A 13,842-nucleotide genomic window follows, 5' to 3' on the forward strand; every position below is an offset into this window, starting at 1 on the left:
GGGTTGCGAAAAGGGAGGCGCCCGGTGTCGGCTCAGGCAGCGGGGGCCACTGACGCGCCGACAATACCGTGTTTTCGAAGCGCATCGGCCACGAACCCCGACGCCTTCATTTCCTCGACGAATTCGCCGAGCGCGAGAGCCGCGGCTTGGCCACGGCTCTTCGGCACGCCCATTGCCTGCTGAATGACCATGAACCGTTCGCCGAGCAGCCGAAGTCCCGCGATTTGCCTGGCGTCGGCTTCCAACTGCTGCTTGACGCCCGCGGCGACTTCGAGGCCTTGCTCGAGGAACGTTTGCACGACGGCGGGTGAGGTCGGCGCGCGAACGATCGGCGCCTTTTTCAGCTCGCGCGTCAAAAACAAGTCATAAGCGCTCCCCTTGCCGACGACCACGCGATTGTGCGGCTGGTCCACTTCGTCATTGGTTTGAATAGGCGAATCTTGGTGCACGAGATAAAAGCCTTCGATCAATACATAAGGCGCCGTGAACGCAATTTTTTCGCCGCGCAATGGATCGACCGCAAAAAAACCGAAATCCGCGCGCTCCTCACCGACTGCCTGAACCGATTTGCCTGCCGAGTCGAAAACGACGAGCTCCAGTTCGACACCGAGTCTTTCGGCAAATGCTCGAGCGAGATCGATCGATACGCCGAATGGCTCGCCCGTTTTCGGGTCGACATTGGCCAGGATCGGATTGCCGAGATTGATCGATGCGCGCAGCTTGCCGGTGGGTGCGAAAGCGTCGACGTCGATTTTCATGAATGCTCCTGCTTCGAATGGGTGCGTTAAGCCGCGCGACACTCAAGTCTAGCGCGTTGCGGCCGTTAAACGGAGAGGCAACGAGAGCCACAACTTTCGTCCTTCCCTCAAAGCGACGCCAGGAGAAACAACCAGATATGCTCGCATCGATTCGTGCCCGAATTCTGGCGGCTTGCGTCGCCATTGTCGTCGTAGCGCTGGCCGTGACGGGCGGCGTAGCCTATGTCGTCGTCAGGCAGCACAACGACGAGGCGATTGACCAGAACCTCAAATCCATCCTGTCCGGACATGCGCTTGCGATCGACGAATGGATTGCCGGCCGGGCCAAGCAGACGCAGGCGCTTGCCGACACGATGACGATCGGCGAAGGCGACCCGCTGCCGGCGCTGAAGCTGCTGGCCAAATCGGGCGGCTTCGAGGTCATGACGCTCGGCCTGCCGGACAAGACGGCGTTCTCGAACGTACCGCTGAAGCCCGACTACGACCCGACGGCGCGCCCTTGGTACAAGCAGGCGGTGGCCGAGGGGCACCTGGTTGTGACGGCGCTCTACAAAGACGCGTCGAACGGCAAACCCGCGTTTGCGTTTGCGGTACCTATCGTTCGTGACGGAAATGTGAAAGGCGTGATGGCGGCCAGCCTCTATATGGAAAGCGTGAGCAGCATCGTGACGTCGGTCCATCCGACGCCGTCGAGCTTCGCCTTTCTCGTCGACAAGAGCGGCCAACTGATCGCATCGGCCACGACCGATCTCATCATGAAACCGGCCACCGGTCTTTCGCCGAGCTTGACGCCGGATGCGCTCAAAGCGCTCGAATCGGCTTCGGCACCGGTTGCGGTGGATATCGGCGGCGCGGCGAAGCTGCTGCGGGCGCAGCCTATCACCGGTACGGATTGGTCCCTCGTGCTCGCGCTCGACAAGTCCGATGTCACGGCTGGCATGCATGCCGTGGCGACGACCACCCTTATCGCGATCATCGTCGTGGCCCTGATCGCCGCTGCGTTGGTGGGCATGCTGACGAACGCCGCATTCAAGCGCGTGCTGCTCGTGCGCGATGCGCTGACCGATGTGGCGAGCGGCAGCGGCGATCTGACGATGCGATTGCCGACGGACGGCAAGGACGAGGCGGCGCAGATCGCGCATGCGTTCAATCTGTTTGCGGAAAAGATCAGCACGATCTTGCTGCAGATTCGCGAGAGCAGCGAATCGGTCAACGTCGCTAGCGCAGAAATCGCGCAGGGCAATCAGGATTTGTCGAGCCGTACGGAGCTTGCCGCCTCGAGCCTGCAGGAGACTGCGGCCGCGCTCGAAGAGATTGCCGGTACCGCGCGTAATTCGGCCGATGCGGTTACGCAAGTGAGTCAGCTCGCGGTTTCAGCTTCGGGTGTGGCCACGCGCGGAGGCGAGGTCGTGGGCGAGGTGGTTTCGACGATGGATGAAATCACCAAAGCCTCGGACAAGATGGCCGATATCATCGGCGTGATCGACGGCATTGCATTCCAGACCAACATTCTTGCGCTCAACGCGGCGGTCGAGGCGGCGCGGGCCAGCGAGCACGGGCGAGGGTTCGCCGTCGTGGCGGCCGAGGTCAGGGCGCTCGCGCAGCGTAGCGCGCAGGCCGCCAAGGAGATCAAGGAGCTCATTCACTCGTCCGTCGAGAAGATCGGGACCGGGTCGCAGCTGGTTCAGACGGCCGGTGCGACCATGAATGAGATCGTCGAAAGCGTACGCGGTATCACGGGTGTCATCGACGAGATTACCGTTGCTACGTCTGAGCAGAGCACCGGGCTCAGTCAGGTCAATCAGGCGCTTTCGCAGCTCGATCATTCGACGCAGCAAAATGCCGCGCTTGTCGAACAGTCGGCCGCCGCTGCGGAGCAGTTGCGCGAGCAGGCGGCGAAGCTCGCGCAGGCGGTGGGGGAGTTCAAGTTGGCGCGGGGGTGAACGAGGGCACTGCCGCGTTCGGCAGTGCATGCGGGTGCAATCGCCAGCAGCCCCGGCCAGCGCATCGGCACGCGCGTTCGGGTCCAGCGCAACGCAACCCGCCAGTGTGCCGATGAGCCAGCACGCCGACAGTGCGGCTGCCATGCATTGACGGAGCCGCGTCGAGGAACGGTACGATGGCTGCATCAAACGCCTCCGTTGCCGTCCGGCCGCAATCAGCGGGCGGACCTCGCGCTCGATGTGGTGACGTCAGGCACGATGCTGGACATCATGGGCATCGATCCCGAGTGCCGCGAGCAGCGGACCGAGATAGCCGGCGTAAGCCTGCCAGCGACCTTTCGATGTTTTATAGATCGGCTGGCGCACCTGGTTGACGCTGGCCGTGCGCACCACCCGGCGGTTGTCATGGAAATTCAGGCAGGCGTCGTCCCACGGCAAACCCATGAAATCGACCAGACGCCGCGCCTCATCCTCCAGGTTGTCCACCACGGCCTCGTAGTCGACCTCGATGAGGCATTCGGGGGGCAACACCTCGCGCCAATGCGCCATCAGGCGTTCGTAGTGGCGGTAGAACGTGCCCAGTTCGGTCTGGTCGTAGGTAAACCGCTGCTCACCACTGAAGAGCTTCGTATAGCAGGACAGGCACGTATCCACCGGGTCGCGCCGCGCATGGATGATACGTGCGCCGGGCAGCATCAGCGGGATCAGCCCGGCGTACAGGAAATTGCCCGGCATCTTGTCAACGAGGCGTGCACGCCCCCCGGCAAGCGGCGTGACGCGTGACAGATACTCGCGCCCAAGGTGGGCAGCCTCGTCGCCCGTCATTCCCGGTACCCTGGCCGGGAACAGACCGCTGCCTTCGACCACGAGACGCAGAGCCGACAGCTCACCGGCGCCGGTGACCTGCGGGTGCGACGACACGATCTGTTCGATCAGCGTGGTGCCCGAGCGCGGCATGCCGAGGATAAACACCGGCAATGCCGACGGCTCGCCTGCGGCAGGCAGCCGGGGATACAGTTCCGGTGTGAAGGCTTCTGCGACACGCTCCATCCACTGGCATGTCGCAGCGGCATCGTAGGTAAAGGTCGAGCGTTTCTGGCGGTTGCCCGTGTCGAGGTGATGGAAGGCCCGCTCCGGGTCCTGGATGTCGAGGTACGCTTTGCCAAGCGCGAAATGAGCCGAAATCCGGTCGGTCAGCGAACGTCTTTCGCCTTTGGCGACGCACGCTTCGAGCGCCGCGATGTCGGCGTCGCCGGCCCTGAAGGTCCGCGCATCGGCACGGCCGGCAAGCGCCTGTACCGAGCCCGGAAAAGCCCCCAGCACCCGGTCGAAGGCAGCCAGCGCGTCGTCCCGGCGGCCCGCCTCCATGAGCAGCGTGGCGCGTCCGACCAGCGCCTCCTCGGCCACCGCGCCAGGCAGCAGCGCGGCCTGCTCGAAGTGCGCGAGTGCCTCGTCGGTCTGCCCGAGGGACTGGAGCACCGTGGCGAGCGTGTTGTGTGCCTCGGCGCTCTTCGGAGCGAGCGTCACGGCCTGGCGGACAAAGGCGAGTGCCTCGTCAAGTCGCTCGAGCTGTCTGAGCGCCTTCGCGCGCGCCACGAGCGCGGCCGGATGCTGCGGGGCAAAGGCTGCGAGCATGTCGAGTACGCGCAGGGCGGCGTCATGGCGATGACGGGAACTCTCCACCTCCGCCAGGTTCAGATACGCGTCGACGAGGCGCGGGCTAAGTTCAATGGCCCGCTGCGCACTGGCGGCCGCTTCGTCGTAGCGACCCTGGGTGGAGCGCAGGAAGGCCAGGTTGCTGTGCGCCTCGGCGTAGGCAGGATTGAGCGCCAGCGCCTGGTGGTAATGCTGTTCGGCGCGATCCATACGGCCCAGGCGTCTGGATGTGTTGGCCAGGTTGTTGTGCGCCTGCGGCGAGTCGGGCTGCAGCGCAATCGCGCGCTCCAGGCACTCGAGACTTTCTGCGAACTTGCCCACCTCCTGCAGTACGATGCCCAAGTTGTTCCAGCCGGACGCGAGCGCCGGGTCCATCGCCACCGCCCGCCGCGCGGCTTCCTCGCCCTCCGCGAGCAGGCCCTTCTGGCGATACATCTCGGCGAGGTTGCTGGAATAAACGGCCGGCGCGCGCGGCGCCCTGCACGCCTCGCGCAGGTGCGAAATCGCAAGGTCCAGATTGCCGTACGCATGCGCCATCAGGCCCAGCAGGTGTAGCGCCTCAGCCTGGCTGGGCCAGGCGGCCAGCACACGCTGGCACAATTGCTCAGCCTGGTCGGCCTGGCCGGCGTTCCAGTGAGCATGAGCGCGGCCAAGCGCTTCCGGAATACTCATGGCGTCGGAAGAACCCGGCACACTCGACATGCTTGACTCCATCAGGGTGAACGACCTGAATGCGCGGGCATCGCACTATCAGAAAAACTGTCGCAACCGCACAATCCCAGTCTGCGAAACAAACCGCGGCGCTGCCTGCACCTCATACCGTGCCGACACTGTCAGGTTGTTCGCGCGCAGCAGCGTTACCCCCAGCGACACGTCGGCCAGATCCGCCACTGGCGTCGGCCCCACCGTCGTGAATGCCGTCTCTCCCGTCGGGTCTGCCGCGAAGCGCGCCCCGGTCGCCTGTCGCGTGTGGTCGTACTCGTGAAGCCATTGCGCCTGGATATCCGGCACGATCTCGCCGTACGAGGTCGCGAAGCCACGCTCAAGCTTGACGCCCAGACCGCTCCTGACCGACGACGTATTCGTCGTCCCCACCGACAGCGCCGCTCCATTGCCGCCGCTTTCCGTATAGCTCGCCTGATGAAGGAAGCTATACGTCAAACTGGCCAGCGGCGTGAGCGTCACACCTCGCAACGCGAGCGGGTAACCCGCCTCCGCGCGCGCCACGTACTGCTGGCCGCTGAAGCGGCCACTGGCCACGCCCGAGAAGCCCGTGAAGTCGACCACGCGCGTCGTGTCGTAGCGCTGCAGCACCGCGCCTGCCGATAAGTTCAGGTACCACGGTTCATGCGTGTAGCTCGCATAGCCGATCAGGCCGTACGCGTTCACGCGCGTGGAGTCGCCTGCCGTATCGCCCGCCTCATCGATCAGCGTGTTGCTGTAGGTGAACACGCCCCCCGCACGCCAACGCTCGCTCACCGCCTTGTCCACGCCGAGCAGCAGGCCGCCATAGTTGGCGCTGTAGCCGTCAATACCATCTCGTTCGCCCTGGCTCGCGTGACCACCGAACGCCTGGCCCCACGCGCTCCATTGCGGTGCGGCCTCGCCGGTGGCGACGCCCGTTTCGTTGCCGGCCGCTTGCGCTAGCCGCAGGCTGTTCGTATGCGCGGCCACGATACGCAGCACGTCGAAGGTGGAGACTGATGCCGCCTGGCTGGTCGAGGCGGGTTTGAGCGGGCCGAGCTGCTGGCCGATGCGGTTGGCGCTCGCGCCCGACTCCTGGCTGAGCGCGGCGAGCGTGGCGTTGTACAGGTTCAGCAACTGCGGTTGCGTGACGCCCGTGTAGCTGAACAGGCCGTGCAGGGATGCGGCCGCGTTCGGTACGGTGGCAAGAGACGCCTGCGCTAGCGGCGACGGGGCCGGCGAACTCGGGGTTATCGTGCCGGTACCCGACGAGCTTGACGACGAATTCTGCTGCACGCTATCGATACTCACCACCAGGTCGGTGTGCCCGCTCGTGGCCACCGTGCTGCCCGTCAGCGTGGCGGTGTAGCCCGCAATTGAATACTTGAGCGCGCCGGTGTTATAGGTGCCCGTGCCTGTGGCATCCACCACGACAAAGCGCTGGCCTGCCGCGAAGCCATACCCTGCGCCAGTGCCACGGAGCGTCACGGACGAACCCGCGGCAATCGTCGCGTTGCCTTGAACCACCAGCCGCCCATAGCCCGTGTCGGTCGGATTGCCTGTGGCGCTCGCCCCGGAGGACACCCCGATCAGGAGCGTGGCTGCCTGCCCCTGGCTGTAGTTGCCCGTGATCGTCATCGGCGCGTTCACCGCCAGCGTCGCGCCCGTGTTGCGGACCGTGTTCGAGCCGACGTTGATCGCATCGTTGAGAAGCAGGTTGCCCGAGCCGAGCACCACGTTCGAGGCTGTGTTGGTAATCGTGCCGGTCGTCCCGCCAGAACCGGTCAGCGTGCCGAATACTGCCCCCGAACCGCCGTTGATCGTCAAATCCTGGCTGGTGTCGTTCTCGATATTGCCCGCGATTGTTCCAGAGTTCGCGATCGGGCCGAGGGTGCTGGACGCGTCATTGAAAAGAGCAAACGTGCTGCCGGTGATCAGGCCGCTGTTGGTCAACGCGCTGATCGTGCCGCCGCTGTTGAGGATGCCTGTGGTCCCGCTGATGGTGCCACCGGTATTGTTTGTCAGCGCCGTGATGGTGCCGAAGTTTCCGATACCTTTGCCGGCGCCGCTGTCGATCATGCCGCTGTTGGCCAGCGAACCGATCGTGCCGAAGTTGTCGACACCGGAGGCACCCCCGCTGATGGTGCCGCCCGCATTGTTTGTGAACGTGGTAACAGGGTCGCCGTTGAGGACGCCTATCCCGGTACTGCTGATGATGGTGCCGCTGTTAGTCAGCGAACCAATGGTGCCGAAGCTGAGGAAAATCGCGGTGGTGCCCCCGCTGAAAGTGCCGCTGCCGTTGTTGGTTATCGCGGCGATACTGCCGCCGTTCATCATGAGGCCGATTCCTCCCGGGGCGCTGACGGTGCCGCTGTTGGTCAGCGTGCCAAGCGTGCCGCCTGCCGATATCGATATGTCATTCGTGGTGCTGACGCTACCGGTGGTCGTCACCGTGAAGTTGCCCGAGGTCCATCCCGTGCGCCCGACGACCGGCGTGGTGATGGTGGTATCGACCGCTGCCGCTGCCGGCGCCACTGCAGCCAGGGCCGCAGCCACGGCGATCGTCAAGGCTTTCTGTCTGGGCCCAGGATTTGCACACTTCGTCATGCTTGAAATTCCCCGTTCTTGATCGGTCTTTTTTCGCGGCGCATCCGTGTTGGCGCTTCTGGACGCTGCTCGACTTTCTATAGGTGCGCGTGACCATGCGCAACAGTTTTTTGTCGAAAGCGGACCATATTTTGAAAAAGTTGTGTGCCACGCTGATTTCTGCTTACCTCTGTGCCCGGTTGCAATCGGCCTGTCACGCGGTTTCGTGACTAATCGCAGTCGTAAATCGCACACGCCAATCCGTCGCTTCCGATAACCCAAATTCAGCCTGCGCAACTCCTTCGGGCGGGCGCTGAACCCTGGCTATTGCAAGGGGAGCGGCCCACCAGCTGCGCGAGCAGGCGGCGAAGCTCGCGCAGGCTGTGGGTGAGTTCAAGTTGGCGCGGGGGTGAACGAGGGCTGGCGCAAATTGTTAAGCGGCATGCCGAGGAAGTGGTTTGATCTTCGGGATAGGCTGCTGCTGCGCCTGCCACAAATCCCATTGCGCCTGCATGCCGACCCACATCTCGGGCGACGTGCCTAGCCATGCAGCAAGCCTGAGCGCAAAACTGGCCGTCACGCGAGCCTTACCGTTCAGCACGTTGGACAGCGTGACGCGGTTGATCTTCAACGCCTCCGCCGCCTGCCCCACGGTCATGTCTTCGGGGATCCATTCCCGCAGCACCTCGCCCGGGTGCGCGGGGTTGTGCATCATCGTCATAGCAATCACCTTAATGGACGGACGTCGCGACGACCACGGCAATCCGAAAATAGCTCCCAGTCGGTTTCTCAAGTTTCACGCCAAGTTGCCGTAGAGCCGGTGCGAGCGCTCTATGTGCAGATACAGACGGGCTGTCCAACGTGTCTGGTTGAGCGTTATAACTCTTATCGATTACCGAAATTCGCTATGAAAATCATAACTCGAAATCTATTACTTGTTGCAGTTCTTCTCTCCGTATCTAATCTCGCCTCGGCTCTCGATGATCGTTTGGTTGGCACCTGGCAGGGGCAGAGGGACAAGGATGGCAAATGTTCCTATATGGCGTGGACTATGAAAAGATCGTCGGACGGAAAGTTCGAAGTTGCGTTCTACAAAAATCCAGAAAGGACTCAATTTTTGAATGAGGAGCGAGGCCGGTGGGAAACAAAGGACGACAAAATTGCACTCACCACGGAGGGCGTCCCTACACCCGATGTCTACGCCTACACTTTTACAGACAGCGATACTGTTCATGTTTCGGCTATTGAGCGAGACCCTTCGGTCGATTGCATGGCCGACTATGAATTCACGGATCATCGGGTTGGACCGTAAAGGTCGCTCTGTTGATGTACGATCTAATAACTCGCTGTGCGAGGGCGTTATTGTGCGGTCGCATTGAGGTGGCATATGCCAAAAATAATCAGCAAAAAACGATTGGGGAAGACTTTTTTCACTGCTTTGCTACTAGGCCTTTACTTAAATACGGGGGTAGCCCAGGTATTGAAGTATGATAACGACGAGCAGTTAATGGGAGCTGCTGCCGCCTCGCCATCGTCCACTTATCTGGTTCTTAAGCGCGTTGTCGACAAATGTGGGGGCTACGACGATTCTCTGCGTGCTTCTGGTGATCAAGCATTGCGCTCGTGGGAAGAGCGTCATCATGCCTATCTTGAGGAGAATCTGAGGGTGCGGGAGCAGTTTGACGCAATGCTCCGCACCGCGCCTGCGCTTCACGATGAATTCAGAAAGATGGTAGAAAAAGACCTTCCTTCATTCGTGGATAAGCAGTTTCAGGTGTATGCGTTGGCTATCGACGCGCAGCCAACGCAGTCCGGAAAAATAGATGTGTGTCGCTCATTCATTCAAGCCGTTTTGGCGCAGAAGTTTGACCTGAAAGCTAACGACCCTACGCTTTCAGCCTATCTCGACAAGCGCATTCGTTCGCACCAGACCTCGAAGTAGAGTTGTAGAGACATCTCTACACGTAGCCTTTCAGCGAGTGGCGCTGACTGCCGGGAATGGTCACAATGAACGCTGGCTGCAAGAGCGGATTCTTGAACTACCTGCGCTGCTGCCTATGGCCGAGATGTTCGGCCACGGCGAGAGCTTCGTGCCGCTGTGTCGCGAGGTCCCGCTGCGTTATGGCTCCTCGAGCGTCTTCCTCGATATCCTGGGCGTTTCCGTGACTGGCCGACTCGTACTTGTCGAGTGCAAGTTGTGGCGCAACCCCGAAGCTCGCCGCGAGGTCATTGCGCAGCTGTTCGAATATGCATGGGCGGGAAGCGTTGCAAGTGCTCATTGAGGACCAGGCTGCGCTTGAACAGGAAGTCGGGCAGCCAATTCGATTCAAAATCAACGAAGGACAGGATGGCGAGCGCGCAGCGGGACGCCTCGGCATTCAGTTCGAAGCGCAAGTAGATGGGGCGGCGCGAGATGCAGAGCAACTCGCATGGCTTCTGCGACTTCCCCGCGGCGCCGAGCGTCGAGGCGGCGATGTCGGTCAGGGTGCGGCCAGGAGCGGCCGGTCCTGGGGCAGTGTCGAAGGTCGCTCGAATGTCGGCTTCTAGACAAATTCGCCAATTCAGCAATCCCTGCACCACCTTTTCGGCGTATGCAGGCTAAGCTTGCTCCACCATGAAATCCGGCACCGAACGAGAATACCGGCGGCGAATCGCTCGTGTGGTTGCGGCCATTGTGGCCGAACCGAGCGCGCCCCATACCGTCGAGAGTCTGTCGGCGATTGCGCATGTATCGCCTTATCACTTCCACCGCATCTACAAGAGTCTTACGGGCGAAACGGTAGCCGAAACGGTCCAACGGCTGAGACTGGCAGAAGCCGCCAGTCGCTTAACCAACAACGTCGACTCGATCACCGATGTGGCCGCGAACGTGGGCTACGATAGCGCGCAGGCGTTCGCCCGAGCCTTCCGGAAATTCGCCGGCGTAAGCCCGGGCGAGTTTCGCGCTCGACAGATCGATATCATGGAATCGCGACAAATCCCAACCGTAGAGGGAGAGGCCGACCAGCGTCGTACCGGTGATTGCACGCAAACGATAGCGATTGTCGAATTGCCGCCGCTGACGGTACTGGGTTTGCGTCATGACGGGCCTACATCGACAATTGGCCACACGTACCGAGCGCTATTGCGTTCGCTTGGCATCAACCCCGCGTCCGCGAGGAACCATCAGGTAATCGGCCTTTGTTCCGGCAATCCAAAGGACGGCGCGAGCTTTCAATATATTGCTGGCGTCGTGCAGACCGCAGGCTTAGACCCTTCCGGTTCAGTGCAGCCTATCCGACTCGAAGGCGGTCTTTATGCTTCACGGCGGCTGATCGGGCCGTATGCGTTGATCGGTCCGACGTTCCGAGCCCTTTTTGACGGCTGGCTGCCGCTGAGCGCTTACATGGCGGACGAGCGACCGGCGTTGGAACTCTATCGAGATCCACCCTTGTCTGGGCTGAAGCGCCAATCTGTCACGGATCTTGCGATTCCAATTAGGATGAGGTGACTATGCTGCGTGGCCTGATCGCACTTGCCGCCCTGATCGCGACTGTCATTTCGGCGGTTGCCCAGGAACACGATGGCGTTCGATACAGCGTTGGAGAGACGCAACTCGCGTTTAATCCTGGCGTCGAGCGCAACTGGCGAGGCGCCAAAACGGAACGTTTGGTTACGACGCTGTGGTATCCGGTTGATGCCGCACACGAAGAACAGGCACGCGACATTGGCCCGCAAGGTCATCCAATTTTTCGCGTGCACCCGGCTGCAGTGGACGCACCTCTTTCCGGGGAGCTGAGTAAATATCCGCTCATCCTGCTGTCACATGGAACGGGTGGAAGCGCGATCAGCCTCGACTGGCTCGCCGCAAGGCTTGCCGCTGAAGGCTACATCGTGGCCGGGGTGAACCATCCAGGCAATAACGCCCTGGAGCCGCTCACCCCTGAAGGTTTTACGCTGTGGTGGGAACGCACAATGGACGTCAGCGAGGTACTGGATGCAATGCTGGCCGATCCGGTTTTCGGTCCTCGAATTGACGCGCACCGAGTCGGGGCCGCGGGCTTTTCACTTGGTGGGTACACGGTCCTCGAGTTGGCCGGCGCGCGCACCGATCGCACTGCGTTCGAGCAGTTCTGTCGCTCGCCCGCGGCGGACGCCGTTTGCCGTCCGGCTGAGATGAACCGGCTCGACAAGGGCGCCGCGAACCCTGCAGACATGCTCACTTTGCCTGGGGATCGCGAATCAATTGCGAGAGCCGGTGCGTCATATAGGGATAAACGAATCAACGCGGTGTTCGCGATCGCCCCAGCGTTGGGCGAGGCATTCGACAGCCGCTCACTTGCCGACATCGAGGTTCCTGTGTCACTTGTCGCAGGGACTGCGGACGTCACGGTGCCACCGGATACCAATATCCATCGAATCGCCGGGTTGATGCGCGTCGCCGGTGTCGCGATGGTCCAGGGCGCATCGCACAATACCTTTCTCGACACCTGCGTTCCGGAGGCTGTCGATAAACTCGCCACGCTGTGCAAAGATGGGCCGGGCGTCGATCGGGACGCAGTTCACGAGCAAACCGCGCAATTTGCCCTGCGGTTCTTCGATGGGGCACTCCGTTGATGAAAGTTCCAATGGCAGACTTTGTATCCGAAACGGTCATTTCGAACGTATTTAACTGAATGGCAGAAACGGGTCGACTACGGCCCTCCGCGTCCGTCGGTAGTCGGCCATCATGGGACGGTCGCGGGAAACCTCTCTCGGTCGTTCTGGCGACTACGGCGATCGCGAGCGCGTCGCAAAACCCGAAGGAGAATTGACCTTTGTGAAAGCCGATCGCGAGATGCCGAGCTAGCACGTCATATGCGTCGCGCCTTGTCGCTCCGACGACCTCGGTCCAGCGCTCCATGTCAGCTTCCGAAACCAGTCGACCCGGGCCGGTCTCAGCATAGCGAGATTGCAGCTCCGCGATAAACGTGGCTTGTGATTCCAGCGGAGCGGGGCGACGGTCGCCGCTCATTGCCGAAGGAAGGCCGCGATGGCGCGAATCAGGTCTTCAACGTGGACCAGTTCGGCTTCCGAGATATCCCCTCGACAGTTTGCTCGGAGTCCGCGTAAGGCTTCGTACAGGTGACCCCAGTCGTCCGTCAACCCGTTGGTTAGCGGCCATGCGCTCAGTAGATGCCGTAAAGGGCGTGCAGAGCGGCGTTCGCACCAAATATCGAATAGTTGCGCGCATGCAGCGTTGATGTCGTCAGCGGTCATCGGTTAGTCTGCGGCCGGTATAGTCGATGAAGCATCAATGATGCCCCATTTCGAATGCCCGTTTGCAGGTATGCAGAATCGCGGGCGGTCCGTGATGTTAGCCAGTCGCCAGGATTAGCCAACGGATGACCGGTCAGAGGGCGATAGCCGCCGTCCGGTCCGCCATGCTGCGGAGGACCGGTTTGGGTCGCGTTATACCTATTGCATGAAAGGCCGCTCCCGCGGCGATCGCTACGCTTGGTCGTCGGGCGCTAGCTGGCCACAATCGGCCACTCGACTTCAATGTCTGAATTGGTGACAATCGGGTCGTACATACAACCACACTAACGTCTGATGGAACTAACAGCCGAGCAAGCAAAGGAAGTTGCACAACGCGCCATCACCAAGGCAGGTTGGGAAGGCTGCGACGCGGTTGTTGTCGACGAATACACCCAAGAGTTCGATGTCGGCTGGGTTTTCTACTACCAGTCAGCTCGTTTTCTCGAAACGGGAGAATTCGGCTTCTCGCTGGTCGGAAACGCTCCGATCTTTGTTAGTCGCGTGGATGGGTATTCCGCCTTCATCAGCTACCTCAGACCCGTAGTCGAATCCATTGATGCCTACCGCGCATGTGGAGATGCGAACGCATGCAAAGAACAGCGAATCAGGCTTAAAGGGTGGCGGGACGGTGCCAACAAGGTCGAGGCAGTATCGTTGATTCGCCAATATTCGCATCTAAGACTCGCCGAAGCCAAACATGCCGTCGACCGCTGTCTTTCGTCGTCGAGTGAGGTGCTAGTCGACACGAAGGACGTGGCATCAGCGAACCAACTCGTGCTGGCGCTAGCGAAGATTGGCTTCATTGGCACCGTTACGTACAGAGGATTCGACCCGACGAATGACCGTTAAAGGGAAGTCTGGAAGACCGCTTCGGGTCGGGCTGCGACCTCCCCGCGGCGCGGAGCGTAGAGACGGCATCGTCGTCGGGGCACGGCCAC

At 61.5% G+C, this 13,842-nt stretch carries 11 protein-coding genes; 6 read left to right on the forward strand and 5 right to left on the reverse strand.

The window, feature by feature from the left end; all coding sequences use genetic code 11:
• Window positions 1–32: 32 nt before the first annotated feature.
• Window positions 33–758, reverse strand: coding sequence for an ABC transporter substrate-binding protein (locus ACO1XS_RS23690; RefSeq protein WP_486391853.1), 726 nt, complete (start codon window positions 756–758; stop codon window positions 33–35).
• A 137-nt stretch (window positions 759–895) separates the two neighbouring features.
• Here ACO1XS_RS23690 and ACO1XS_RS23695 point away from each other — a divergent pair, with 137 nt between their 5' ends.
• A complete protein-coding gene (locus tag ACO1XS_RS23695) occupies window positions 896–2,701 on the forward strand; it encodes a methyl-accepting chemotaxis protein (RefSeq protein WP_486391854.1) in 1,806 nt (601 codons plus the stop codon).
• Window positions 2,702–2,950: 249 nt separating this feature from the next.
• Here the strand turns inward: ACO1XS_RS23695 and ACO1XS_RS23700 are convergent, their stop codons facing one another.
• The 3 genes from ACO1XS_RS23700 to ACO1XS_RS23710 all read right to left on the reverse strand — a co-directional run bounded on the left by ACO1XS_RS23700 (window position 2,951) and on the right by ACO1XS_RS23710 (window position 8,348).
• Entirely contained in the window at window positions 2,951–5,059 is a 2,109-nt protein-coding gene (locus ACO1XS_RS23700; RefSeq protein WP_486391855.1) for a tetratricopeptide repeat-containing sulfotransferase family protein, read from the reverse strand.
• 48 nt (window positions 5,060–5,107) lie between these two features.
• A complete protein-coding gene (locus tag ACO1XS_RS23705) occupies window positions 5,108–7,609 on the reverse strand; it encodes an autotransporter outer membrane beta-barrel domain-containing protein (RefSeq protein ID WP_486391856.1) in 2,502 nt (833 codons plus the stop codon).
• Between the two features lie 451 nt (window positions 7,610–8,060).
• A complete protein-coding gene (locus ACO1XS_RS23710; RefSeq protein WP_486391857.1) occupies window positions 8,061–8,348 on the reverse strand; it encodes a HigA family addiction module antitoxin in 288 nt (95 codons plus the stop codon).
• Window positions 8,349–8,534: 186 nt separating this feature from the next.
• Between ACO1XS_RS23710 and ACO1XS_RS23715 the strand changes: the two genes are divergently transcribed.
• Both ACO1XS_RS23715 and ACO1XS_RS23720 read left to right on the forward strand, forming a co-directional pair.
• Window positions 8,535–8,939, forward strand: coding sequence for a lipocalin family protein (locus tag ACO1XS_RS23715; RefSeq protein ID WP_486391858.1), 405 nt, complete (start codon window positions 8,535–8,537; stop codon window positions 8,937–8,939).
• 75 nt (window positions 8,940–9,014) lie between these two features.
• Window positions 9,015–9,569, forward strand: coding sequence for a hypothetical protein (locus ACO1XS_RS23720; RefSeq protein WP_486391859.1), 555 nt, complete (start codon window positions 9,015–9,017; stop codon window positions 9,567–9,569).
• Between the two features lie 284 nt (window positions 9,570–9,853).
• Here ACO1XS_RS23720 and ACO1XS_RS23725 read toward each other — a convergent pair whose 3' ends face one another.
• A complete protein-coding gene (locus tag ACO1XS_RS23725) occupies window positions 9,854–10,204 on the reverse strand; it encodes a hypothetical protein (protein WP_486391860.1) in 351 nt (116 codons plus the stop codon).
• 37 nt (window positions 10,205–10,241) lie between these two features.
• On the opposite strand from ACO1XS_RS23725, the gene ACO1XS_RS23730 reads away from it, so the two are divergent.
• The 3 genes from ACO1XS_RS23730 (at window position 10,242) to ACO1XS_RS23740 (ending at window position 13,753) form a co-directional block, all read left to right on the forward strand.
• Window positions 10,242–11,117, forward strand: a complete 876-nt coding sequence (locus ACO1XS_RS23730) for an AraC family transcriptional regulator (RefSeq protein ID WP_486391861.1) — start codon at window positions 10,242–10,244, stop codon at window positions 11,115–11,117.
• 2 nt (window positions 11,118–11,119) lie between these two features.
• A complete protein-coding gene (locus tag ACO1XS_RS23735; protein WP_486391862.1) occupies window positions 11,120–12,223 on the forward strand; it encodes an alpha/beta hydrolase family protein in 1,104 nt (367 codons plus the stop codon).
• A 975-nt stretch (window positions 12,224–13,198) separates the two neighbouring features.
• A complete protein-coding gene (locus ACO1XS_RS23740; RefSeq protein WP_486391863.1) occupies window positions 13,199–13,753 on the forward strand; it encodes a YrhB domain-containing protein in 555 nt (184 codons plus the stop codon).
• The last annotated feature ends 89 nt before the right edge of the window (window positions 13,754–13,842 follow it).

The sequence above is a fragment of the Trinickia sp. genome (assembly GCF_057351765.1).